Here is a 25,160-nt window from a genome sequence, read left to right as displayed (position 1 = left end):
GCCGATGACGGAGGAAGGCACGAACGCCCTCCTCCTCGCCCCAGTCCGCCTTATCCTTTCGGCCAAATCAAACATTTTGCCTATAAGGTTGAAGTCAACCGCGGTGACCTCCCTTATAATTACCAAGCCGTCGGGAAACACCCAACGGCCGGGTTTGACAGCCCGTGGCAATAACCGCACACCCGCTCACGCGGGTCGTGCGTCTACCCCTGCACGTCTATATTTCAATGGGCGGGCCGTGGTAGGGGAGCCGCAAGGCTCGCCGGTTTGTTATTGCCCCGGTCTGTCAACCCTATTACGTGCCCGCTCACCCCTTCCCAAGCGAGTGTCGGGCGATCCGAGAAGTAACAGGGAGATCGCATCATGAGCAAGTCCAACAAAAACCAACCCGCTTCACGTCCGCCTGTCGACGCAACCCAGTACGAAAAGCTTGCGCTGTCTGCCTTCGATTTATGCGACCGGCACCTGGCTCAACTGGATACTTTGATCACACTTGCGTCCTCGATATGTAGGAATCCTTCCATCACGCTAGAGGAAAGACGGCGTCGTCAGACGCTTCTTGAATTGCTGGTGGACACGGCGGAGCAATATCAGCAGGAACTTGAATGCGACCGCGAGTTGTACAAGGTGATTGCGCTCGATGCGAAGGGTGTTCCGCAAAGCCGCATCACGGCACGCCATGCAGCGAGCCTGCTTGCAGAGGAGGTATCGCAGCGAGCAGGAGCAACCATAGTTACCGCAGACGCGCGGCAGCGCAAAAGCCCGTCATCGGAAAACGCCGCGGCTTTAAGAGCCGACGCTGCACAGCAACCGGTTGTCGCACCAAACTAGGCGATCGAAAAAACCACTGAGCGGTAAGGCGGCGCGTCCCAGTCCTTCAGCGATTCGTGCACTGAGACGGTTTTCGTCCAGACATCTACGACGACTTGGCGCGCGCCCGCCGCGCAGATACAACCGGCTTTGACCTGGCGCGAAAGTTCTGCTGCTCCTCGCCCTGCCCCAACGTCTCCTGGAGAAACGCGATGAAACTTTCCAGCTTCGGTGGCATGTGCGCGTCGGGCAGATGCACCACATGGATGGGCCAGGTCGGCGCCGGCCAGTCGGGAAAGAGACGAACGAGCCGACCCGCATCCAGATCTTCCTGCAGCATCATCTGAGGTTGGAGAATGATCCCCAGTCCCGCGAGCGCGGCCTCACGAAGCGCGAGACCACCATTGACATCAAGACGACCACGCACGGCGATGCGCTCCACGCCGTTACCGTCAGGTCGTGGAAAACGCCATTCACGTTCGGGACCAGTCGCTGTAGTAAAAGCCAGGCAGTTGTGCTGCGCCAGATCGGCGGGCACCTGCGGATGCCGGTGGCGAGCCAGATAGTCCGGCGACGCGCAGGCGATACGCGGTGAATGGGTTAACGGCCGCGCAATCAAGCCCGAATCCGGCAGCACGCCGGCGCGGATCGCGGCATCGAAACCTTCCTCCGCCAGATCGGCGAAGCGGTCGTTGAGGGACAGTTCAACCTGGACCTCGGGATAGCGGTCGAGATACGCAGCAAGCGCCGGCACGAGCACACGTGTTCCATAGATAACCGGGCAACTCACCCGCAATCGGCCACGCGGACTGCTCTGCATTTCCCGCGCGTCGAGCTCGGCGGAGTCCACCAGCGCCAGAATTTCGACGCATCGTGCGTGATAGCGCTTGCCGAGTTCGGTCAGGCTCTGGCGCCGCGTGGTGCGATTCAGCAGCCGGCCTTTGAGGCGTCGCTCCAACTCACGGATATGGTTGCCGACCATCGTGGGCGTCATCCCGCTGCCTTCGGCCGCCGCAGTGAAGCTGCCGCGTTCGACCACCCTCGCAAATATCGCCATGCTGCTGAATCGGTCCATTCGCAAGTCCTATTAAGGAGTGTTCGAAGAGATAGTGGGTTTATCAAGTTGAATTTAAGAATAATACTCGGGTCCTGGCTTCACGCCCAACCCACAGCGAGGACTCGCCATGACTATCGCAAGCACGAACCTTCAGCATCAACACATCGTCCTGCTGGGCGGCACGTCGGGAATCGGCCTTGCCACGGCCCATGCCGCGCTCGCAGCCGGCGCCTCAGTGACGGTGGTTTCATCGCGCAGTCAGCGTGTCGCCGAGGCCGTCGCCGGGCTCGGCGATCGGGCCAAGGGATACACGGTCGATCTGAGTAATGAATCCGCTGTGCGCGAACTGTTCCAACAACTCGGACCTTTCGACCATCTGGTGTACAGCGCGGGAGATTCGTTGCAAATCGGCGCGCTCGCCGACATGGACCTCGAGACGGTCCGTCAGATTTTCGATGTGCGAGTCTTCGGCGCCATTGCCGCCGTCAAACATGCGGCGCCGTATCTCCGTCCCGGCGGCTCCGTGGTGTTGACCAGCGGTATCGCCAGCTTGCGACCACAAAAGGGTTGGGTGGCGCTTGCCGGTGTCTGCAGCGCGATGGAAGGCTTGACTCGGGCACTCGCCGTGGAGTTGGCGCCCATTCGCGTCAACCTGGTGAGTCCCGGTTTAGTACGCACGCCGCTGTGGGCCAATCTGTCCGAATCAGAGCGCGAGGCACTCTACGCGGCAAGTGACGCGGCTCTGCCTGTGGGGTATGTCGGCGAGGCAGAGGACCTCGCGCAAACCTACCTCTATTTGATGACCAACCGCTACTCCACGGGACAAACCGTCGTCGTGGACGGCGGTGGCGTGCTGGTCTAAGAGACCGGATAGCCTGGTGCGGACCGTCCGACCAGGCCTATCAGCGATACAAGTACTTAGTTGCAGCGATGCCGGGCCGGCAACCGTTACCTCACTCCCCCGGCACCCTCACCCATCCCTCCATCAGCACCCGTGCACTCCGGCTCATGATTGCTTTGGTGACCGTCCACTCCCCGCCTTCCTCTCTAGCCTCGGCGCCCACTCGCAGCGTCCCCGACGGATGGCCGAATCTCACCGCCTCGCGCGCCCCACCGCCAGCGGCGAGATTCACCAAGGTTCCCGAAATCGCAGCAGCCGTACCAATCGCAACCGCTGCCGTCCCCATCATCGCGTGATGCAGCTTGCCCATCGACATCGCGCGCACCAGCAGATCGACATCGCTCGCAGCAACACGCTTGCCGCTGGAAGCCACGTAGTCCGCAGGCTTGGCGACAAACGCAACCTTCGGCGTATGCTGCCGCGTTGCGATCTCATCGATGTTCTTGATCAGGCCCATACGCACAGCACCATGCGCGCGAATGGTTTCGAACATCGCGAGCGCCTTCTCGTCGCTATTGATCGCGTCCTGTAGTTCGGTGCCCTTATAACCGATCGCTTCCGCGTCCACGAAAATGGTCGGGATACCGGCGTTAATCATCGTCGCCTTCAGCGTGCCGACACCCGGCACCTCGAGGTCATCGACCAGATTCCCCGTCGGGAACATCGCGCCGCCGGCGCCGTCTTCTTCAGCAGCCGGGTCCATGAATTCGAGCTGAACTTCGGCAGCCGGAAACGTCACGCCATCGAGTTCAAAGTCGCCAGTTTCCTGCACAGCGCCATCGGTAATAGGCACCTGGCCGATGATCGTCTTGCCGATATTCGCCTGCCAGATACGCACAACAGCCACGCCGTTCTGCGGAATCCGGCTCGCATCGACAAGACCCGCACTAATCGCAAACGGCCCCACCGCAGCAGAGAGATTTCCGCAATTGCCGCTCCAATCGACGAAAGCCTTATCGATAGAAACCTGCCCGAACAGATAGTCCACGTCATGATCCGGCTTGCTGCTCTTCGCGATGATGACCGTCTTGCTCGTGCTGGAAGTCGCGCCGCCCATACCGTCGATCTGCTTGCCATACGGGTCCGGGCTGCCAATCACACGCATCAGCAGTGCGTCACGCGCGGCGCCCGGCACCTGGGCCGCCTCCGGCAAATCCTGCAGCCGAAAGAACACGCCTTTGCTGGTGCCGCCGCGCATGTACGTCGCCGGAATCTTGATCTGAGGTTTGTGAGCCATGAAAGTAGTGTCCTGATGAGAGAAGCTCAAAAGCCTTAAGCCGCAGCCTTCGTCGATTCGAGAAAGTCCTGCGCGAAGCGTTGCAACACGCCGCCGGCTTCATAGATCGACACCTCTTCCGCCGTATCCAGGCGGCACGTCACCGGCACCTCGACGCGCTCACCGCTCTTACGATTAATCACGAGCGTGAGATCCGCGCGCGGTTTGCGTTCGCCGATCACGTCGAAGGTTTCAGTGCCGTCGATAGCCAACGTAAGGCGGTTCACACCAGGCTTGAATTCCAGCGGCAACACGCCCATGCCCACCAGATTCGTGCGGTGAATCCGCTCGAACCCTTCGGCAACAATCGCTTCTGCGCCAGCAAGACGCACGCCCTTCGCCGCCCAGTCACGCGACGAACCTTGCCCGTAGTCGGCCCCGGCAATCACGATCAGCGGCTGCTTGCGTTCCATGTAGGTTTCGATCGCCTCCCACATGCGAGTCACCTTGCCCTCCGGCTCGATGCGCGCCAACGAACCTGCCTTCACCTTGCCGTCTTCCAGCACCATCTCGTTCTTCAGCGTCGGATTCGCGAAGGTCGCACGCTGAGCGGTCAGGTGATCGCCACGGTGGGTTGCGTACGAATTGAAGTCCTCTTCAGGCAAGCCCATCTTGGCGAGGTACTCACCGGATGCACTATCCGCCAGAATCGCATTCGACGGCGACAGGTGGTCGGTTGTGATGTTGTCGCCCAGCACAGCCAGCGGACGCATGCCCGCAAGCGTGCGCTCACCAGCAAGCGCGCCCTCCCAATACGGCGGACGGCGGATATACGTGCTCATCGGACGCCAGTCGTACAACGGATCAGCCTTCTCACCGGTATCGACAGAGACCGCGAACATCGGCTCATACACCTTGCGGAACTGCTCCGGCTTCACGCTCGAAGCGACGATCGCGTCGATCTCTTCATCCGACGGCCAGATGTCTTTCAGCTTGATCTCGTTGCCGTCAGCGTCGACGCCCAGCACATCCTTCTCGATGTCGAAGCGGATCGTGCCAGCAATCGCGTAGGCGACCACCAGCGGCGGCGAAGCGAGAAAGGCCTGCTTCGCATACGGATGGATACGGCCGTCGAAGTTACGGTTACCGGACAGCACCGCCGTCGCATACAGATCGCGATCGACAATCTCCTTCTGGATCACCGGATCCAACGCACCCGACATGCCGTTGCACGACGTGCATGCATACGCGACCACGCCGAAGCCCAGTTGCTCCAGTTCCGGCAGCAGGCCGGCTTCTTCCAGATACAACGTGACCGCCTTCGACCCTGGCGCGAGCGAAGTCTTCGCCCACGGCTTGCGGGTGAGTCCACGTTGATTGGCGTTACGCGCCAGCAAACCGGCGGCGATCATGTTGCGCGGATTGTTGGTGTTCGTGCAGCTCGTGATCGCAGCGATGATCACCGCGCCGTCCGGCATCAGACCCGGCTCGTTCTCCACCTTGCCGCTGATGCCGCGCGCGGCCAGTTCGGAAACCGGCAAACGACGATGCGGATTCGACGGCCCCGCCAGCGTGCGCACCACGGTAGACAGATCGAACGTCAGCACGCGCTCATACTCAGCGTGCTTCAGCGTATCGCCCCACAGGCCGGTTTCTTTCGCGTAGGTCTCAACCAGCTTGACGAGTTCGTCGTCGCGGCCGGTGAGCTTGAGGTACTTGATGGTCTGCTCATCGATGTAGAACATCGCCGCCGTCGCGCCGAATTCGGGCGCCATGTTGGCGATGGTCGCGCGATCGCCGAGCGTCAGGTTGGCCGTGCCTGCGCCGTAGAACTCGAGGTAGGCGCCTACCACTTTTTCTTTACGCAGGAATTCGGTCAGCGAGAGCACAACGTCGGTCGCCGTGATGCCCTCAGCCGGCTTGCCCGTGAGCTCCACACCGACGATATCCGGCAGCCGCATATAAGACGCGCGGCCCAGCATTACGCTTTCCGCTTCAAGACCACCCACGCCGATTGCGATCACACCGAGCGCATCCACCATCGGCGTATGCGAGTCGGTGCCGACCAGCGTATCGGGGAAGGCCACACCGTCTTTCACCTGCACCACCGGGCTCATGCGCTCGAGGTTGATCTGATGCAGGATGCCGTTGCCCGGCGGAATCACGTCGACGTTCTTGAATGCGCGCTTGGTCCAGTTGATGAAGTCGAAGCGGTCTTCATTGCGGCGATCTTCAATCGCGCGGTTCTTCGCGAACGCATCCGGATCGAAACCGCCGCACTCGACGGCAAGCGAGTGATCCACTACGAGCTGCGTCGGCACAACCGGGTTGACCATCGCGGGATCGCCGCCTTGCAACGCGATCGCATCGCGCAGACCGGCGAGGTCGACCAACGCGGTCTGGCCGAGAATGTCGTGACACACCACGCGCGCCGGGAACCACGGAAAATCCAGCTCGCGCTTGCGTTCGATAATCTGCTTGAGCGACGCCGTCAGCGTCACCGGATCGCAGCGGCGCACGAGGTTTTCGGCCAGCACGCGCGAGGTGTACGGCAGCTTGTCATAGGCGCCGGGCTGGATTGCATCGACGGCGGCACGCGTGTCGAAGAAATCCAGTTGGGTGCCGGGAAGGCGTTTGCGATTGGCAGTATTCATGGCGTAGGGGACAAAACAAAAATGATCCGGGGACGATGGCGGCAGCCGTGCTTCACAATCCGCTGCCCCTCTTTCAGTCGGCGCTTCGTTGGCGTATCAATCGGACAGTCTGTGTAGTTTATAGCTTGCGATGGCGCGCCGGCTTGCAGTGTGTTTCGTTGATGCGCCGCACAACGTACCGCGCGAAGCACTGCAATAAGCCCCGCAAAAAAACAGCCTTGGCTCGGGGGTTCCAGCGAGCCAAGGCCCAAACTTCATTACGTCGCGCTCATGAGACGCAATGGAGGAGAAACGCTTGCGGCTTTGCGCTTGCTCGCTTAGACGCGTTTGGCCAGCGGCACGAACGGCAGATCGTCGGGACCGGTGTAATTCGCACTCGGACGGATGATCTTGTTGTCGATCCGCTGCTCGATGATGTGCGCGCTCCAGCCTGCGGTGCGTGCGATCACAAACAGCGGCGTGAACATCGCCGTGGGCACGCCCATCATGTGATACGAAACTGCGCTGAACCAGTCGAGATTCGGGAACATCTTTTTCACATCTGCCATCACTGTTTCAAGTCGCTCGGCGATATTGAACAGCTTCAGGTTGCCCGCTTCCTTCGACAGCTTCTTCGCGACTTCCTTGATGACCTTGTTGCGCGGGTCGGAGATCGTGTACACCGGGTGACCGAAACCGATCACCACTTCCTTGTTCTCGACACGCTTGCGGATGTCGGCTTCGGCCTCATCCGGCGTTTGATAGCGCGACTGGATTTCAAATGCGACTTCGTTGGCGCCACCGTGCTTCGGCCCACGCAGCGCACCGATTGCACCGGTAATCGCCGAGTAGATATCCGAGCCCGTGCCGGCGATCACGCGGCCGGTGAACGTCGACGCGTTGAATTCATGCTCGGCGTACAGGTTCAGCGACACATGCATCGCGTCGACCCATGCCTTCGACGGCTCCACACCGTGCAGCAGATGCAGGAAGTGACCGCCGATCGAATCGTCGTCGGTTTCGACTTCGATGCGCTTGCCGTTATGCGAGTAGTGGTACCAGTACAGCAGCATCGAACCGAGCGAGGCCATCAGCTTGTCGGCGATGTCGCGTGCGCCCGGCAGGTTGTGGTCGTCTTTCTCGGGCAGCACGGTGCCGAGCACCGACACGCCGGTGCGCATCACATCCATCGGGTGCGCGGCAGCCGGAATCCATTCCAGCGCGGCTTTGACGTTAGCGGGCAGACCGCGCAGCGCCTTGAGTTTGGTCTTGTAGGCGGTCAGTTCGGCCTGCGTCGGCAGCTTTTCGTGGACCAGCAGATACGCGATCTCTTCGAATTCGCATGCACCGGCGATGTCGAGAATGTCGTAGCCGCGGTAGTGCAGGTCGTTGCCGGTCTTGCCGACCGTGCAAAGGGCAGTGTTGCCAGCCGTCACGCCAGACAGGGCGACGGATTTCTTCGGTTTGAAGGCGCCTGCGTTCGGCGTGCTGTTATCGGCTTCACTCATAATTTCGTCTCCAACTGCGGGGTTGCGTTCGTGCGGCAATCAGCGCGCCGAGCTTGTCTTGCGGGGTTTCGATGCGGGAACCGGTGAAAACGGAGGCTATAACGCAAAGAATGGGCCATGCGGGAACGTACGCTGCTAAGTGCCTGATTTAACAAAAAATCATGTCCTGGCCATACCGGCATCTTATTTCATAAATGAAATTTCAGATTTCAAATTCGAAAACGAAAGGCGCATAATAGGCGGACTTCCTACCCTTCCGGCCTCTTTCCAGACAACGAGCCCCGCCGTGAGCACGCCCCCCTTCGACCCCGCGCAGCGCCCTCGTATCTGGGCCGTCAGCATCAGCCGTCTGCGTGATCTGTTTTTCGACATTGCCGGCGAGTACGTCGAACGCGCCGATCTGCGCATCGTCGCGCATGGCTTCGAAGACGCCGTGCATGAGATCGACGCGGTCGGTGCCGGGCGTCCGGATGTCGTGATTGCCGGCGGCTCCAACGGCGCGTATCTGAAAACGCGCGTCAGCGTACCGGTCGTGCTGATCGGTCCAACCGGCTTCGACGTGATGCACGCGCTCGCGCGAGCGCGGCGCGACGGCGCCAAAGTCGCACTCGTCACGCACGGCAACACGCCAGACGAAGTGCGGCGCTTCATCGCCGCGTACGGCATCGACGTGACATTTGCGTCGTATCAATCGGCGCAGGATGCCGAGAGTGTCGTTCTCGATCTGCGCGATCGCGGCATCCAGGCCGTGGTCGGCCCTGGGCTCATCGCTGATCTCGCGGCGAACGCCGGCATGGGCGCGGTGTTTCTGTATTCACGCGCATCGGTACGCGCCGCGTTCGATACCGCACTCGAAGTCGCACAGGCCACCCGCCGCGAAACAGTTCGGCGTCAACGGCTCGACAATCTGCTGCAGCATCTGCGCGACGGCGTCGTCGCGCTCGATGCGCAAGGGCGCGTCGAAGCGATGAACCAGCGGCTTGCCAGCGTGCTCGGCATCGATGCAGCACAGGCAGTGGGCCGAGCGCTGCTCGATCTCGCGCCGGATCTCGCCGGCAGCTTGCCGGACGCGGACGGCGACACGTTCTGCACGGTGCGTGGTGCGAGCTACGTCGTGCATCGCGGGCCGCTCGCGAGCAGCAGCTCGGCGGCAGGCACCGTGCTGACGTTTCAGGAATCGCGCGCGGTCGAACGGCTCGACCGCACGTTGCGCTCGCGGCAGCGCGTTCAACAGTTCAGCGCGCGTTATCAGCTTGGCGATATCGTCGGTGTATCCGATTCGATCGAACGGGTCCGTACGCTCGTGCAGCGCTACGCCAAATCGGACGCCACCGTGCTGATTCTTGGCGAAAGCGGCACAGGCAAGGAGATGGTCGCGCAGAGCATGCATCAGCTGAGCGCGAGGCGCGACTTCGCCTTCGTCGCTATCAATTGCGGCGCGTTTCCTGAGGCGTTGCTCGAGAGTGAGTTGTTCGGTTATGAGGAGGGTGCGTTCACCGGCGCACGCAAAGGCGGCAAGGCGGGGCTGATCGAAGTGGCGCACCGCGGCACGCTGTTTCTCGATGAAATCGCCGAAATGCCGCTGTCGTTGCAGAGCCGGCTGTTGCGCGTGCTGCAGGAACGTGAAGTCGTGCGGCTTGGCTCGACAGAGCCGACGCGAGTGGACATCCGGGTCGTCGCGGCGACGCATCGTGCGTTGACCGAGGGCATCGAGGTCGGCAGTTTTCGCGCCGATCTTTACTACCGGCTCAACATTCTGAGCATCGCACTGCCGCCGCTGCGTGAGCGGCCAAACGATCTGCTGCCGCTCGCGGTCGAACTGTTGCTGCAGGCGGCGTCGCGTGAGCCGAGACTGGCGGCTCGCTTGCCCGATGCGGATGCGGCGAAGCGCGTTCTCGCTAGTCTCAGCGAGCCGTTTAAGCGTTACACGTGGCCGGGAAACGTGCGTGAACTACAGAACGTGATCGAGCGGATCGCGGTTGAACTGGCAGATGCGGATATGGGCACGGGCACGGATTCAAACAGCGCAGCAGAAACCGTCTTCACGCGCGAGGTTCTGCGCACCGTCGCACCTGAAATCTTCGATCAACCCCACACGCGCACGAAGAAAGCAGCGCTAACGTTACGCGAGCGCAGCCGTCACGTGGAAGCAGACGAAATCCGCGCCGCCCTCGCCGCCTGCGACGGCGATCGCGATGCGGTTTGCCAGGCGCTCGGCATCAGCAAGACGACGTTATGGCGGAAGCTGAACGCGGCGCAGTAGCCTGAACGACGCCACCGTGCTTCACTGCATTCTTCGCCGCGTTCGCGCCAGCGCGCGCGATGAACATGCTGGGCGTCATTCCACAGCATCGCTTGAAATGCCGGCCAAAGTGGCTTTGATCGAAGAATCCCACTTCCGTCGCGACGACCGATCCCGGCACACCTTCGAGCAACAAAGTCTGCGCCCGTTGAATCCGCAGCCCGCACAGATAGCGATAAGGCGACGACCCATACTGCTGACGAAACACCGTCGCGAAGCGCGACACGCTGAGCGCCGACAGCGCGGCGAGTTGCGCGAGCGTCACCGGCTCGTCGAAATGGGCTTCGATAAACGCCCGGGCGGCATTGAGGCTGATGGACTGTTTCATGACGTCGCGATAGTCGAGCGGGGCGCGGCTTGCTTCGCGAACCGGGTGACGGAAAACACGTCGAGGGGAATGTCCGTACGACCTGTATCGACGAGCTCGGCCAGCGTTTCGCCAACACCCGGACCGATCTGGAAACCTGAGCCGCAGAAACCGAACGCGTAGTAAAGACCGTCGACCTTGCTGCTCGGCCCGATCACCGGCTCACCGTCCGGCAGATAACTTTCCACGCCGCTCCACACGCGGATCACATGCAGCGGCGCCATCGCCGGCACGAGCCGCCGCAACTGTGCGACTTGCCGCACGGTATTGCGCGGTAGGACCGATGCGCGGCACGTCACGGCATCCGCCGGCCCAGCGGGACCACCGCCGAGAATGATATTGCCACGCGGAATCTGGCGAAAATAGATGCTCTCTTCCTTGATCGATGTGAACACCCCCATCGACGACTTGAACACATACGGCACCGGCTCGGTCACGGCCATCTGCGGTCCGCTCGCGACAAGCGGAACGGGTTCGCCGAACTGTTCAGTGAGACGGCTCGCCCAGGCGCCCGCGCAGATCACGAGTTGCGCGGCCCAATACACGTCGCCGCGTGCGCTCTCCACGCGAAACCGGTCGCCGTCTTTTTCGACGCGCACGATCTCGGTGTTCTCGATCACCTGGGCGCCGAGCCGCGCGGCTGCACGACCAAACGCAGGTGCAGCGAGACGCGGATTGGCGTGGCCATCGAGTGGCGAAATCGATGCCGCCAGCACCTCGCGCCCGAGAAACGGAAAGCGCTGGAACATGGCGTCGCCGTGCAGCACCTTGAGGTCAAGACCATAAGCGCGGGCGTCGATCGCATATTGATCGAAGTTCTCCACGTCTTTCTGGTGGTAGCACACACGTGTGTGCCCCGACGCCAGAAACTCGATGTCCTCACCGAGCAGTTCCGTGGAGCGTTGCCATGTGCGCAGCGCGCGATTCGCCATCGCCAGTTGTGGCAACGCGCGACCCTGCCGCCGGATGCCGCCGAAGTTCACGCCACTCGCCTGTTGTCCCGTGAGCCCACGTTCGAGCAGGATCACCGAACGCTTACGCTGACGCAGGAAGAAAGCGGTCGTCGTCCCCATGATGCCGCCGCCGATCACGATCACGTCGGCTTCGTTTGTAGTCGTCGCACTCATTCGCTCACCTCTTCGGTAAGCGCCACAGGTAGCGGTTTAACGGGCGCCTGGCCGCGCAGCCGTCCCACTGAGGACAACGGCACACAAGCCGCCGCCGCAATGATCTCAGCGCCTGCGTGACCGCAATAACGCCCCTGGCAGCGGCCCATGCCGACGCGCGAAAACGCCTTGGCGCGATTGGCTTCCTGCGCGCCGGTCGCGTGCACCACACGACGCAGTTCGCCCGCTGTAATCGCTTCACAACGGCAGACGATCGTTTCATCCGGCAAGGACGCGGCGAATTTCGCCGGCCACGGAAAGGCTTCTCGCAAGCCCGCGGCAAAACGCGTGAAACGTGCGAGTTCGGCGCGCAACTGCTCGACGCCGCCAACATGCATGCCGTGATCGCGCAACGCCGCCAAGGCCGCGAGACGGCCCGAACGTTCGGCTGCGTCCGCACCGCGCACTCTGGCGCCGTCTCCAGCGAGGTAAACGCCCTTGATGCTGCTACGGCCGTCGTCGTCGATTTGCGGAAGCCATTGCTGCGTGTTGTCGTCAAACAGGAAGCGGCACCCCGCGAGGTCCGCAAGCTGCGTCTCGGGACGCAGGTGATAACCGAGCGCAACGGCATCGCACGCCAGCGCCAAGCGTTCGCCGCCGGGCAACGCAACCACGACGCCGCTCACGCCCTCTTGCGGCGAGCCTTGAATCTCCAAAGGCTGCACGCCGCGATGAACTGGCACGCGAGCCTTTGCGAGCACACGCGTCAACGCAATACCCTTTTTGAGCGCGGCAGGAATCGCCAGCAAACGCGGCAGCGCAGCCACACGCTGCATGAACGTCGACGTATCGAGCACGGCGGCCACCTGTGCGCCCGCCTTCACGTATTGCGCGGCAACGAGATACAGCAGCGGCCCGCTGCCCATCATCACGATGCGCGAACCGATCGCACAGCCCTGCGATTTCAGCGCGACCTGCGCGCCGCCGAGGCTATATGTGCCGGCCTGGTGCCAGCCCTTGACCGGCATCAGCCGGTCCGTCGCACCGCTGCAAACGATCAGTGAATCGAACCTTAGCGTCTGATAGCGCGTGCCGCTTGCCAGATGCACGGTGTTCGGCGAAATATTCCAGACCAGCGTTTCCGGCAGATAATCGATCTTGCCCTTCAGCGCATCGAAGCTTTCGTGCAACGAAGCGGCGCGTTCAGCTTCGGTGCCGTACAAGGTCTCGTAGCTGCGCGAAAACCCTTCCGGTTGCCGCCGATAGATCTGGCCACCGTCACGCCGCCCTTCATCGATAACCGTCGGCCGCAGCCCCGCTTCGACCAGCGCCTCTGCGGCGCGCACGCCCGCCGGCCCGGTGCCGATGATCACTACACGCGGGGCCATACACCCTCCGCGGCTTCGGCCAGCTTCGTCACGATCGACATGCCCGGCGCCGCAGGCGTGCTGCACGCCCGCATGCGTTCGCCTTGTGCGGTCCAGACCCAACAATCCTGGCACGCGCCCATCAAACAGAAACCGGCGCGGCGGCCATCGCCGAATTCGGAATCGCGCAACGTGCTCACGCCGGTCAGCAAGGCAACCATCAAGGTGTCACCCTCGGCGGCTTCGCGCACGACACCGTCCACGGTAATCGGAAACGTCTTGCGCCCCGTCTCCGCGAGTCGCACAAATCGTCCGTTCATACCGGGGCCGCCTCTTCGGTCTGCAAGCGATTCAACTCGGCGGCCGGATGATGGCAAAGAATCTCCGCGCCCGAAGGCAATTTCTTAAGGGACGGCGGCGTCATATTGCACATTCCGTCGATACGCACTGGGCAGCGCGCGCGAAACGCGCACAACTCGGGAATATCCGCGCTCTCACCCATCGCCGGCAGCGTGGCACAACCGATCTCGCGGCGCGCATCGAGCCAGCCCGGTTTCAAAGCGGGCACCGAATCCACCAGCAATTCCGTGTACGGGTGATACGGCGGCGCCGCGAGCACGTCACGCTGCCCGGCTTCCACGCGATGCCCCGCGTACAACACGATCACTTCGTCGCAGATCGCCCGCACGGTCGAGATATCGTGGCTGATGAACATGTACGACACGCCGAGTTCACGGCGCAATTCGGCCAGCAGGTCGAGGATCGCCGCGCCGACCACCGTATCGAGCGCGGAGGTCACTTCGTCGCAGAGGATCAACGCCGGATCGGCCGCCAGCGCGCGCGCCAGATTCACGCGCTGCTTCTGGCCGCCGGACAGCCCGGCAGGTGTACGCGTGGCAATCGAAGCCGGCAGTTTCACCAGATCGAGCAGTTCCAGCATGCGTTTCTTCGCAGCCGAGCCACTCAGATGGTGATAGAACGCGAGCGGACGGCCCAGGATATCGGCGATCGAATGGCTCGGGTTCAGCGCCGTATCGGCGTTCTGGAACACGATCTGGATCTGGCGATACTGCTCCGGTGTGCGGCGCGACAGTTGTGCGGGCAACGGCTTGCCGTCGAACAACACTTCGCCGCCCGCACGGTCGACAAGACCGGCCACCACGCGCGCGAGCGTCGTCTTGCCGGAGCCGGATTCGCCGATCACGCCGAGCGTGCTGCCGCGCGGAATCGACAAACTGACGTCGTCGAGCACGCGCACGGCGGGATTGCCGAAGCGATCAATACGTCCATAACCCGCCGAGAGTCCACGAATTTCGAGCAGCGGCGGGATGTGTTTGCCGAGATTCTTCGGAGTCTCCAGCTCCGCTTCCGGACGGCGCGTAGCGGCAAGCAGTTGACGCGTATAAGTATCCACCGGCGCATCGAGCACTTGCGCGACCACGCCGTTCTCTTTCACCGCGCCGCCATTCAGCACGACGATGCGGTCCGCCATCTGCGCGACCACAGCCAGATCGTGTGACACGTACACGGCGGTCGTGCCGAGTTCGCGGATCACTTTCTTGAAGGCCGCGAGCACTTCGATCTGCGTGGTGACATCGAGCGCGGTGGTCGGCTCGTCGAACACGACAACAGCCGGATCGGTGATCAACGCCATCGCGGCCATCAAACGCTGCAACTGGCCGCCGGACACCTGATGCGGATAACGCTCGCCGATCGTCTCCGGCGCGGGCAGCGCCAACGCGCGAAACAGGTCGATCGCTTTCGCGCGCGCCGCGTCTTTCGTCATCAAGTGATGCAGCAATGCCGGCTCGGTCACCTGATCCATGATCGTGCGCGCCGGATTGAAGCCTGCCGACGCACTCTGCGCGACATACGCCACAGTCCGTGCCCGCAATGCGCGACGGCCCTTCGCGTCGAGCGACAGCACATCCACCTCGCCGACGCGCACCGAGCCGCTGCTGATCGAACATCCTGCCCGCGCATAGCCGAGCAAGGACAACGCGATGGTCGTCTTGCCCGAGCCGGACTCGCCGATCAGCGCCAGGACCTCGCCCTTCTTCACCGAAAAATCGACGCCCTTGACGATCTCCGTCACCGGCCCCGGCGCGGCACCGGCGACAACCCGCAGCCCCTTCACTTCAATCATGTCCCGATCAGCCATCATGCACCTCCATGGCTACGGCCACGACGCCGCAAGTTGTCGATCAGCAGATTCATGCCGATGGTCAGCGTCGCAATCGCAACGGCCGGCATCAGAACGGCAGGCGCGCCCTCGGACAGACCGCCGATGTTCTCGCGCACAAGCGAACCCCAATCGGCATTTGGCGGCTGCACGCCAAGACCGAGGAAACTCAGCCCGCTCAGCAACAGCACGATGAACACAAAGCGCAAACCAAAATCGGCAAGCATCGGATGAATCATGTTCGGCAGCACCTCGACACGTGCGATATAGAAGATGCCTTCGCCGCGCGCTCTCGCCACCTGCACGTACTCCAGCCCCATCAGGTTCACCGCGAGCGAGCGCGAAATACGGAATGCGCCGGGGATATAGGCCAACGCGGCAACCGTCGTCAACATCGGGATCGACGAACCGAACGCCGCAATCACCACGAGCGCGAGCACCTTGCTCGGAATCGAAATCAACGCGTCGAACAGACGGCTCAGGATTTCATCGACCCAGCGCCCGGACACCGCGGCGAGCAAACCGAAGAACGTGCCGATCAAACTGGCGAGCACGGCAGCAGCCAGCGCGAGGCCCATCGTATAGCGCGCGCCGTAGAGAATCCGGCTCAACATATCGCGGCCGAGATAGTCGGTGCCGAGCGGATAGGCCGCGCTATAGCGGCCAAAAATCTCCGTCGACGTCAGCGTTCCGCCTTTATACGGTGCAACCAGCGGCCCAATGAACGCGACGATCAGCCAGAAGGTCACCAGCACGAGGCCGATCAGGCCGAGCACGGAGAAGCGATGCACCAGCCGTTTCAACACGCCCTGCTTCAGCACCGCCGTTTCGACGACCGGCGTCTCGATGACGGGTTCATCGACGCCCAGGTCGTACAGCTCGGTGGTGGCATGGGGAACATGAGGAACGTGGGGATTGGTAGGTTGGCTCATCATCGACGCAGCCTCGGATTGGATACGATTTGACACAGGTCGGCGATCAACACCAACGCGAGATACGCTGCGCAGAACACCATCACGCAGCCCTGCACGAGCGGCATGTCACGGTTGGTGACGGCGTCCACCATCAGGCTCGCGAGGCCGGGATAGTTGAAGATCGATTCCACGATCACCACGCCGCCGAACAGATACGACAGGCTCAACGCCACCGCATTGGCAATCGGGCCGATGGTGTTGGGCAACACATGCCGCAGCACCACACGGGCGGGCGACGCGCCCTTCAACACCGCCATTTCCACATACGACGAATTGAGCTGATCGAGCACCGCGGCTCGCGTCATGCGCGCCATTTGCGCGACGATCACGCAGCACAGCGTCATCACAGGCATCGCGTAGATGCGCAGCAGCGCACCGAACGAATGGACCTCCGAGAGATACGACAGCGCCGGCAGCCAGCGCAGCTTGACGGCGAAGATCAGCACGGCGATGGTGGCGATCAGAAATTCCGGCACGGCTACCGTCGACAGCGTGAGCACGTTGAGCGTGCGATCGAGCAGCGAACCGCGGAACATTGCCGACGAAATACCGATCAGCAAGGCCACAGGCACCGAGACCAGCGCCGTCAGCCCAGCCAGCACTAGCGAATTCGGCAGGCGCGTGGCGATCAACTCGCTCACGGGCAGATTGTTTGACAGCGAGGTGCCGAAGTTGCCGCTGACAATATGAAAAAGCCACTCGAAGTAGCGTTGCAGCGCCGGTTGGTCGAGCCCGAACTGATGCCGCAATGCCGCGACGGCTTCCGGCGTTGCCGCCTGGCCGAGCGCCTGTTGAGCGGCATCGCCGGGAAGCAGCCCAGTGATGGCGAACACGACCGCGGAGACCAGCAGTAGCGTAAGCAGCGCGAGGCCAAGGCGCGCGGCGATGAGTCGTTGCGCATGTGCTTTCATCGAAAGTCGGCTCCAAGGGTAAAGCCGCACGCCGCGAACAGGCGGCGTGCGTATTGCCGGGTTCGACTTCCCAGTTCGTCAGACTGGAACCCTCTGTTACTGCTCGTCAGACACAACAACTCAAGCATCCAGCCAGACGTTTTCCGCGAACATGAAGCCCATCAGGCCAGCCAGCGGAATCGAGCCAAGGCCCTTGAGTTTCGTCGTGTAGGCATCGAGCGAACTCTGGAACAGCGGAATACCGACGCCGCCGGTTTCATGCACCAGCACCTGCATGTCGCCGTAAATCTTCTTGCGCTTAGCATCATCCGGTTCGCCGCGTGCTGCAAGCAGCATCTGGTCGAACTTCGGGCTCTTCCAGTTCGCTTCGTTCCACGGTGCGTCCGACTTGAAGAACTGGGTGAAGATCACGTCGGCGCTCGGACGCGCGTTGACGTTGCCGAAACCCAGCGGATGCTTCATCCAGTGGTTCGACCAGTAACCATCGGACGGCACGCGCGACACCTGCAGATTCAGACCGGCTTGCGGCGCGACCTGCTGCAGGAACATCGCCATTTCAACCGAGCCCTCTGCTGCCGGCGAAGCGAAAATCTGGATCGGCGCGCTGCCGACCTTCGCCTTCTGGAAATGGAACTTCGCCTTGTCCGGATCGAAGGCACGCTGCGGCAAGCCGGCCAGGTAGTACTTGTTGGTCGGATCGATAGGCTGGTCGTTGCCGATCGCGCCGTAACCCTGGAAGATCGCGCGGCGCATCTGCTCGCGGTCCTGCAGGTACATCATGCCTCGCCGAAAATCGTCGTTGCCGGTAATGCCGCCTTCGTCGCGAACCACCAGGTCGGTGTACAGACCCGTCTTCGTCTCCAGCACGGAGAAGCCGCCGGCACCCTTGATCTGCGTGGTCGAACGCGGGCTCACCGCGTTGATCAGTTGCACGTCGCCCGAGAGCAGCGCGTTCACACGCGCCGACTCGTCGCCAATGCCGATCAGTTCGACTTCGTCCAGATGCGGCAGGCCCGGCTTCCAGTACTTCTCGTTCTTCACGCCGACCGTACGCACGCCCGGCGAGAATTCCTTGACCTTGAACGGGCCCGTGCCGACCGCCGTTTTGAAGTCCTTGGTGCCGTCCTTGATGATCTGGAAATGCGAGGTGGCGAGAATCACCGGCAGATCGGCGTTCGGACCTTCGAGCGTGATCGTCACTTCGTTCGGACCCGTCGCCTTCACTTCCTTGATCTGATCGGCGAGCGTCTTCGCTTTCGACGCCGTCGCCGGATCCTTATGGCGCATGATCGAATACACCACGTCTGCCGGCGCGAGCGACTTGCCGTCGTGGAACTGCACGCCGGGGCGCAGCTTGACGACCCACACCGTCGCATCCGTCGTTTCCAGCGCGGTGGCGAGCGCCATCTTCGCGCCGAGATGCGAATCGAGTTCGGTCAGGCAGTTGTAGAACATGAAGCCGCGAACATAGTCCGTGCCGAGCGCGCCCTTTGCCGGATCGAGCGTGTCGGCGGCCGATGCGGACTGCGTCGCCACCCGGATCTTGCCGCCCTGCTTCGGTTTCGCTTGCGCAAATGCCTCGCCGCTCGCGGTCAGAAGACCGGCGCCCGTCACCGACATCATCCCGGCCGCGGCCATCGCGCGCAGCACGCCGCGCCGCGACGCGCCTTTTGACGTCAAGCGCTCCAGCTCGGTGCCGAGTTGAAGAGCGTCATATTGTGAGGTTTCCTTATTCATCGAACTTCTCCGCGAGGGTGACAGGGATAGCAGCGTGGTTTTTAATGGCAAATGCAACAGTGAAGAATCAATAGAAAATGTCTTTGATGCGGTAGTACGTCCCCACCAGCGGCAGGAACCAGGGTTTGCCGGTGTGGCCTGGAATCGCCGGCCACTCCGACTCGCGCCACGGATTGCGCTCTTCGTGGCCGTCCATCACGTCGGCCATCACCTGGCCCATGTGCGTCGACATCTGCGTGCCGTGGCCGCTGTAACCCAGCGAGAAGTAAATTCCATCGTGCTGCCCGGCATGCGGCAGGCGGTCCGCGGTCATATCCACGAGGCCGCCCCAGCAATAGTCGATGCGCGCATTGGCCAGCATCGGGAACATCGCCGCGAGACCTTGCTGCAGAATCCTGCCGCTCTTCGCGTCCGATGGCCGCTCGGACGCCGTGAAGCGTGCGCGGCCGCCGAACAGCAAACGTGAATCGGGCGTCACGCGGAAGTAGTTATGCATCAGCCGCGTGGTGGTGTACGCGCGCCGGTTCGGAAACACCTGTGCCAGCAGTTCCGGCGCCAGCGGTTCCGTCACGACGATGAACGAACCGACCGGCGCGAGACGACGCCGATACCAGCCGAACGGACCATGCCGCGACGGGCCGGTGGCGATCAGCACCTGCTTCGCGCGCACTTCACCGCGTGCGGTGGTGACCTTGAAGCCGGCGCCGTCTTTCGCGATCGCGGTGACCGCCGCGTTTTCATACAGCTTCGCACCGCGACGAACCGCGGCATCGGCGAGCCCGACCGTGAACTTGCCCATGTGCATCTGGCCGCCGTGCCGTTGCAGCAGCCCGCCGTAAAAACTGTCCGACTGGATCTCGCTGCGAATCCGCTCACGTCCGATTAATTCGATATCCGTATCGACTTCACGGCGGATCAACTCCGCCGTCTTCTCCAGATGCGCGAGGTGATGCGGTTTCGACGCCAGCTTCAGCTTGCCGGTCGCGCTGTAATTGCAATCGATGCTTTCCTCGCGAATCAGACGCTCGACCGTATCGACCGCATCCGAAAACGCGCGGTAGCAGGCGCTCGCCCGCTCCACACCGAGTTGCGCGACCAGCGCGACGAAGTCCTGCGCGACGCCGGTATTGACCTGCCCGCCGTTGCGCCCGGACGCGCCGCCGCCGATTCGCCCGGCGTCGAGCACCGTCACCGAAGCGCCGCGCTTGCCCAAGGCCTGTGCCGCTGAAAGTCCGGTAAAGCCGCCGCCGATCACGACGACATCGGCCTGACCTTCAACCGGACCTTCACACGCCGAAACGAGCGGCGGTGCGGTGTCGAGCCAATAGGAATCGAGCTTCATCCGGTCTGTCCTTGAGATGGGCAATGAGCGAGGCGATCAATGTGCAAACGTCGCTTACAGGCCGAGTTCCGCGGCCAGATGCGGAATGTCGTTGACTTCGTAGTACTGGTAGTACGGCGTCGACGGTTCGTGGCCGCGCTTGACGAAAGCCTTGTGCTTGATGCCCAGGTCGTGTGCGGTCATCAGGTCGTAGCGCAGGCTCGACGACACGTGCAGCACGTCTTCCGGATTGCAATTCAGTTGGTCGAACATGTATTCGAAGCCTTGCATGCGTGGCTTGTACGACTGCGCCTGCTCTGCCGTGAAGACGGCGTGGAACGGCGCGCCGAGCTTGTCGACGTTGCTCTGGATCTGGTTGTTCGACGCGTTCGAGAGAATCACCAGCTTGTACTTCTTCGCCAGACGCGAGAGGCCTTCCGGTACGTCCGGATGCGGACCCCAGGTCGGCACCGCCGTGTAGATCTTCTCGGCTTCCACTTCATTGAATTCGACATTCATGCGCTTGCAGGCGCGGCGCAACGCATTGACGACCACGTCGCGATACGGCTTCCATGCACCGAGCACTTCGTCACGACGATAGCCGGAGTAGAACGTAACGAGCTTCTCCAGGTCGTCGCCTTGCAGCACATGGCCGAACATTTCGCGGGTCATGTCGGCCATGCGAAATTTTGTCAGCGTGCCGTAGCAGTCGAAGGTGATGTACTTCGGTTCGAAATCGATCATGGTGCAGTCCTATCGTGGTGGTGAACTCACATTGAGTTCAGTGACGAAAACAGTTCAAGCTCACTTCTGTTAAAGATTTAATCAGCGCAAAAACATAGATGTTCCTGATTAGGGCGCCGCTGATGACACAAACCATGCGTTTTGAGGCCGCTGCGCAGCACAGTCTGCGGTGGGTGGGCTGAAAGCCCCGTCCGTATTGGCTTTGCGGGATTCGGCTCTGGCCGGTTCGTTGCACGGACCGGTGAAAGCCGAACCCGTGAAACCGCGTACGGGTTTCCGCTTACGAGTCCTTGCTGACATCAAGGCCGCAAGTCGATCAACACGCTCTTGAAGCGCAGGTTTGCCTCGTAAGCCTGGCGACCGAGGTCCTTGCCGATGCCCGAACGCTTGTAGCCACCGGTGGGGATCATGAAGTCGGAAGTCCGGCCGTAGCGGTTGACCCAGACCGTTCCCGCTTCGAGGCCGCGCACGAGGCGCAGCGCCCGGCCGAGGTCGGCGGTGTGCACGCCGGCAGCGAGGCCGTACTCGGGATGCTGGGCGAGTGCGAGCGCTTCTTCTTCGGTGTCGAAGGTTTGCAGTGTCAGCACGGGGCCGAACACTTCTTCGCGCACGGCTTCGGAGTGAGCGGTGACGCCAGTAAGCAAGGTAGGTGTATAGAACGCGCCATTCGCCCCAACGTCGGCTCGCACGCCGCCAAAGCGCAGTGTCGCCCCCGCCTCCAGCGTGCGCCCGACAATTCCTTCGATGCGCGCCGCCTGTGGCGCGGAGATGATCGGCGACAACGTCGTGCCAGCGGCCCACGTCGCACCAGGTTTCAACTCGGCGAAGACCTTGCCGATGCGCTCGGCGAGCGGTTCCGCCAGGCTTCGCTCGACCAGCAGCCGCGAACCCGCCACGCACACCTGGCCGGCATTGCCGGTAATAGCGCCGGCAATCCGGCGCGCTACGTCGTCGAGACGCGGGGCGTCGGCGAACACGATTTGCGGACTCTTGCCGCCCAGTTCGAGCGTGACCGGCTTCGTGCCGCTGTTGGCGCAGGCCGCCATGATCGCGGCGCCGGTACGCGTGGAACCGGTGAAGGTAACTTTGCTGATCTTCGGATGGCGCACCAGTTCGTCACCGGTGACACGGCCATCGCCCTGAATCACGTTGAAGATGCCGGCCGGCACACCCGCCTGCACGGCCAGTTCGGCGAGCCGCAACACCGAGAACGGCGTCATTTCCGAGGGCTTCAGCACGACGGCATTGCCCGCCGCCAGTGCAGGCGCGATCTTCCACGACGCCATCACCAGCGGGAAATTCCATGGCGCGATCGCCCCGATCACGCCGTACGGTTCGGCGATCGTCATGCCGAGGTGGTCATGATCGGTCGCGGCCACATCGCCGCCCACCTTATCGGCGAACTCGGCGTAGAAGCGGATGCCCTCGGCGGTGAACGGCACGTCCCAGCCGATTGCCTGAGCAATCGGACGTGTCGAACCGAGTGCCTCCAGACGGCCCAGGAACGGCGCATCGGCTTCGACCAGCTCGGCGAAGCGGCGCAGGATCTTCGCGCGCTCGCGCGGCGCCATGCGCGCCCAGCCGCTTGTTCTGAAGGCTTGCCAGGCGTTCTCCACCGCGCGGTCCACCATCTCGCCGCCGGCGACCGGCACGGAGGCATAGATCACGCCGTCCGAGGGGCGCGCCACCTCGATGCGGCGCTCACCGCCGCGCTCGTTCTCGTCGACATACTCACCGCCGATAAAATGCCCGCTGCGAATCGCGACGTCGTCCGGATTGAAGCTGTCCATGAGAAAGGTTTCCTGTGTGACTGCAGTGGGTCCCGGGCGGTGCGTCTTGAGCGCGCCGCCGCCATGGCAAAATCGTAGAGCCGCAGGCGCGGCATATATCGCCGACAAAAATCCCCACGCAGCAGAACACGCTTGTAATGCACGATGAAACGCGGCGTTTTGCATCGATTTGCGATGCGGCCCTCTCGAGCGGCCCGGATAAAAAGATCGTCCTAGTCACACCGCGCACCGAATGACAAAGTGACGGCGTAAGCCTTCAGCCATCCAGGGAGTACGGCGTGTCCGATCCGATTACCTACAGACGCTTCACCCACGAGGACATCCCCGCCGCGCATGCGTTGACGGTCGAGCTCAAATGGCCGCATCGCCCGGACGACTGGCGATTCGTGGCGCTTCTCGGCGTGGGCTTCGTCGCGGAAGATGCGAGCGGCGTGATCGGCACGGCGTTGTGCTGGAAATACGGCGCCGACCGGGCCTCGCTCGGAATGGTGATCGTGTCCCCCGAGCAGCAAGGGCGCGGCATCGGCCGGAAGTTGATGGAGTTGGTGCTGGAAGAACTCGGCGGCCGGGTCACGTTGCTGCACGCCACCACGGCGGGGCAGCCTTTGTATGAAAAGCTCGGCTTTCGCGCGATCGGCACGCTCGACCAACATCAGGGCGCCGCATTTCAGCCGCCCCTCGTTTCATTGCCGCCTGGGGAACGCCTGCGCCCGCTCGGTTCGAGCGATACGGCTCGGCTGGTCGAACTGGCCTCGCAGGCAAGCGGTCTGGATCGCGGAGAAGTCTTGCCCGCCCTGTTGAGCGCCGCCGATGGCATCGCCCTCGATCGCGACGGCGAACTGGTCGGCTTCGCCCTGTTTCGCCGCTTCGGACGGGGCTTTGCGATCGGACCGGTGGTCGCCCCAGAGTCAGAAGATTCCAGTCGCGCCAAAGCGTTGATCAGCCACTGGCTCGCGCTGAACGAAGGCGTGTTCGTGCGTATCGATACGCCGGGCGAAAGCGGGCTGACCGAATGGCTGGAGCAGTTAGGGCTGCCGCGGGTGGATACGGTGGTCAAAATGGTTCGACACGCCACGCCGGCCGATCTTGCGGCCGCCGGCAAGGACGCGCCCTATCTGCAATACGGCATCATCAACCAGGCAATCTGCTGATCCACCATGGCCTTCCTTTATAAAGCCGACCCGGCGCGTGGTGCGCAATGGGCCAAACTTTTCGCGCAGAAAGCACCGAACCTGCCGTTTCACGTCTGGCCCGACCTCGGCGACCCGGACGCAATCCGCTACCTCGCCGCCTGGCAACCGCCGGAAGATCCCACCCGCACCTTCCCGAACCTCGAAATCGTGTTCTCGGTCGGCGCGGGCATCGACCAGTTCGACCTGTCGGGCGTGCCGGCGCATATCCCGGTGGTACGGATGATCGAGCCCGGCATTATTGAAGGGATGGTCGAGTACGTCACGCAAGCCGTGCTGACGATTCATCGCGATCTGTTCGATTATGGCCATCAGCAACAACAGCAGATCTGGCGTGAACTGCCCGCCCAGCCGGCCAGCGCTCGCCGCATTGGCGTGCTGGGACTCGGCGTGCTGGGCACGGCGGTGCTGGAAAAGCTGCGGCTGTTCGGCTTCGCCTGCGCGGGTTGGAGCCGTTCGCCGCGCGAGATCGAAGGCGTCGATTGTTATGCAGGCGAAGGCGCACTAGATGCGTTTCTCGCCCGCACCGACATTCTGATCTGCCTGTTGCCGCTCACGCCCGCCACACGCGGCCTGCTCGATGCTGAATTGTTCGCGAAGCTGCCGCGCGGCGCGTCGCTGATTCAAACGGGGCGCGGTCCGCATCTGAATCAGCCCGATCTGCTGGCAGCGCTGGACAGCGGCCAGTTGCACAGCGCCATTCTCGACGTCACCGATCCCGAGCCGCTGCCCGCCGGTCATCCGTTGTGGACGCATCCACGTGTGCGTCTCACGCCCCATATCGCCAGCTCGACACGGCCCGAGAGCGCCGTCGACGTGGTGCTCGAGAATCTGCGCCGCCATCGCGAAGGCCTGCCGATGCTCGGTCAGATTGACCGGACCCAGGGATACTGACTCCGGGACACTGAGCGCGGCGCCGCGGCGCTGAATGAAACGCCCGCCCGCCGCGGCTTTTCAGCGTCCGCAGCAGAAAATGCTGAGGTCGCACGTCAAAACGCGTCGGACGCGCTTTTCAGACAATTGTTTAGGTGAGCAGGCGATTGC

Annotated in this window: 20 protein-coding genes; 5 read left to right on the top strand and 15 right to left on the bottom strand. The window is 62.6% G+C overall.

The genetic code is table 11. From position 1 onward, the window contains the following. Positions 1–363 precede the first annotated feature (363 nt). Complete coding sequence (locus M0D68_RS09810) at positions 364–831, top strand: hypothetical protein (RefSeq protein WP_200619136.1); 468 nt, start codon at positions 364–366, stop codon at positions 829–831. Between the two features lie 85 nt (positions 832–916). On the opposite strand, the gene M0D68_RS09805 is transcribed toward M0D68_RS09810, so the two are convergent. Next, positions 917–1,867, bottom strand: a complete 951-nt coding sequence (locus M0D68_RS09805; protein ID WP_266210629.1) for a LysR family transcriptional regulator — start codon at positions 1,865–1,867, stop codon at positions 917–919. 127 nt (positions 1,868–1,994) lie between these two features. On the opposite strand from M0D68_RS09805, the gene M0D68_RS09800 reads away from it, so the two are divergent. Then, a complete protein-coding gene (locus M0D68_RS09800) occupies positions 1,995–2,729 on the top strand; it encodes an SDR family oxidoreductase (RefSeq protein ID WP_093646194.1) in 735 nt (244 codons plus the stop codon). Positions 2,730–2,820: 91 nt separating this feature from the next. Here the strand turns inward: M0D68_RS09800 and prpF are convergent, their stop codons facing one another. The 3 genes from prpF to prpC form a co-directional block, all read right to left on the bottom strand. Then, positions 2,821–4,005, bottom strand: a complete 1,185-nt coding sequence (gene prpF, locus M0D68_RS09795) for a 2-methylaconitate cis-trans isomerase PrpF (protein WP_200619134.1) — start codon at positions 4,003–4,005, stop codon at positions 2,821–2,823. Between the two features lie 35 nt (positions 4,006–4,040). Then, a complete protein-coding gene (acnD, locus tag M0D68_RS09790) occupies positions 4,041–6,638 on the bottom strand; it encodes a Fe/S-dependent 2-methylisocitrate dehydratase AcnD (protein ID WP_200619133.1) in 2,598 nt (865 codons plus the stop codon). Between the two features lie 317 nt (positions 6,639–6,955). After that, positions 6,956–8,125, bottom strand: a complete 1,170-nt coding sequence (prpC, locus tag M0D68_RS09785; RefSeq protein WP_200619132.1) for a 2-methylcitrate synthase — start codon at positions 8,123–8,125, stop codon at positions 6,956–6,958. A 286-nt stretch (positions 8,126–8,411) separates the two neighbouring features. On the opposite strand from prpC, the gene prpR reads away from it, so the two are divergent. Beyond that, the gene (gene prpR / locus M0D68_RS09780; protein WP_200651200.1) at positions 8,412–10,388 is read left to right on the top strand and encodes a propionate catabolism operon regulatory protein PrpR; all 1,977 of its coding nucleotides are present in this window, start codon (positions 8,412–8,414) and stop codon (positions 10,386–10,388) included. Here the strand turns inward: prpR and M0D68_RS09775 are convergent. The 11 genes from M0D68_RS09775 to M0D68_RS09725 all read right to left on the bottom strand — a co-directional run bounded on the left by M0D68_RS09775 (position 10,345) and on the right by M0D68_RS09725 (position 22,926). Next, positions 10,345–10,755, bottom strand: a complete 411-nt coding sequence (locus tag M0D68_RS09775; protein WP_093641162.1) for an AraC family transcriptional regulator — start codon at positions 10,753–10,755, stop codon at positions 10,345–10,347. The genes prpR and M0D68_RS09775 overlap by 44 nt on opposite strands. Then, on the bottom strand, positions 10,752–11,921 hold the full coding sequence (locus M0D68_RS09770) for an FAD-binding oxidoreductase (protein ID WP_200619130.1): 1,170 nt from the start codon (positions 11,919–11,921) through the stop codon (positions 10,752–10,754). Before M0D68_RS09770 ends, M0D68_RS09775 begins: the two co-directional genes overlap by 4 nt. Further along, positions 11,918–13,288 (bottom strand): NAD(P)/FAD-dependent oxidoreductase, encoded by a 1,371-nt coding sequence (locus M0D68_RS09765; protein WP_200619129.1) that lies wholly within the window; start codon positions 13,286–13,288, stop codon positions 11,918–11,920. The genes M0D68_RS09770 and M0D68_RS09765 overlap by 4 nt, the downstream gene beginning before the upstream one ends. Continuing rightward, the gene (locus M0D68_RS09760; protein WP_054039288.1) at positions 13,273–13,587 is read right to left on the bottom strand and encodes a (2Fe-2S)-binding protein; all 315 of its coding nucleotides are present in this window, start codon (positions 13,585–13,587) and stop codon (positions 13,273–13,275) included. Before M0D68_RS09760 ends, M0D68_RS09765 begins: the two co-directional genes overlap by 16 nt. Further along, entirely contained in the window at positions 13,584–15,428 is a 1,845-nt protein-coding gene (locus M0D68_RS09755; protein WP_200619188.1) for an ABC transporter ATP-binding protein, read from the bottom strand. The genes M0D68_RS09760 and M0D68_RS09755 overlap by 4 nt, the downstream gene beginning before the upstream one ends. Then, on the bottom strand, positions 15,428–16,384 hold the full coding sequence (locus tag M0D68_RS09750; RefSeq protein ID WP_200619128.1) for an ABC transporter permease: 957 nt from the start codon (positions 16,382–16,384) through the stop codon (positions 15,428–15,430). Before M0D68_RS09750 ends, M0D68_RS09755 begins: the two co-directional genes overlap by 1 nt. Continuing rightward, the gene (locus M0D68_RS09745) at positions 16,381–17,334 is read right to left on the bottom strand and encodes an ABC transporter permease (RefSeq protein ID WP_093641177.1); all 954 of its coding nucleotides are present in this window, start codon (positions 17,332–17,334) and stop codon (positions 16,381–16,383) included. The genes M0D68_RS09750 and M0D68_RS09745 overlap by 4 nt, the downstream gene beginning before the upstream one ends. 120 nt (positions 17,335–17,454) lie before the next feature. Beyond that, entirely contained in the window at positions 17,455–19,071 is a 1,617-nt protein-coding gene (locus M0D68_RS09740) for an ABC transporter substrate-binding protein (protein WP_200619127.1), read from the bottom strand. 67 nt (positions 19,072–19,138) lie between these two features. After that, positions 19,139–20,413, bottom strand: coding sequence for an FAD-binding oxidoreductase (locus M0D68_RS09735; RefSeq protein WP_200619126.1), 1,275 nt, complete (start codon positions 20,411–20,413; stop codon positions 19,139–19,141). A gap of 54 nt (positions 20,414–20,467) precedes the next feature. After that, positions 20,468–21,136, bottom strand: coding sequence for a haloacid dehalogenase type II (locus tag M0D68_RS09730; RefSeq protein ID WP_093641185.1), 669 nt, complete (start codon positions 21,134–21,136; stop codon positions 20,468–20,470). A 299-nt stretch (positions 21,137–21,435) separates the two neighbouring features. Beyond that, positions 21,436–22,926, bottom strand: coding sequence for an aldehyde dehydrogenase (locus M0D68_RS09725; protein WP_200619125.1), 1,491 nt, complete (start codon positions 22,924–22,926; stop codon positions 21,436–21,438). A 278-nt stretch (positions 22,927–23,204) separates the two neighbouring features. Between M0D68_RS09725 and M0D68_RS09720 the strand changes: the two genes are divergently transcribed. Together M0D68_RS09720 and M0D68_RS09715 are read left to right on the top strand one after the other, a co-directional pair. Beyond that, complete coding sequence (locus M0D68_RS09720) at positions 23,205–24,077, top strand: GNAT family N-acetyltransferase (RefSeq protein ID WP_266224218.1); 873 nt, start codon at positions 23,205–23,207, stop codon at positions 24,075–24,077. 6 nt (positions 24,078–24,083) lie between these two features. Further along, positions 24,084–25,010 (top strand): glyoxylate/hydroxypyruvate reductase A, encoded by a 927-nt coding sequence (locus M0D68_RS09715; RefSeq protein ID WP_200619123.1) that lies wholly within the window; start codon positions 24,084–24,086, stop codon positions 25,008–25,010. The last annotated feature ends 150 nt before the right edge of the window (positions 25,011–25,160 follow it).

It is taken from the genome of Paraburkholderia sp. SEWSISQ10-3 4 (assembly GCF_030464785.1).
In the GTDB taxonomy this organism is placed as follows: Bacteria; Pseudomonadota; Gammaproteobacteria; order Burkholderiales; family Burkholderiaceae; genus Paraburkholderia; species Paraburkholderia aspalathi.
This window is presented reverse-complemented; position numbering and strand designations above follow the sequence as displayed.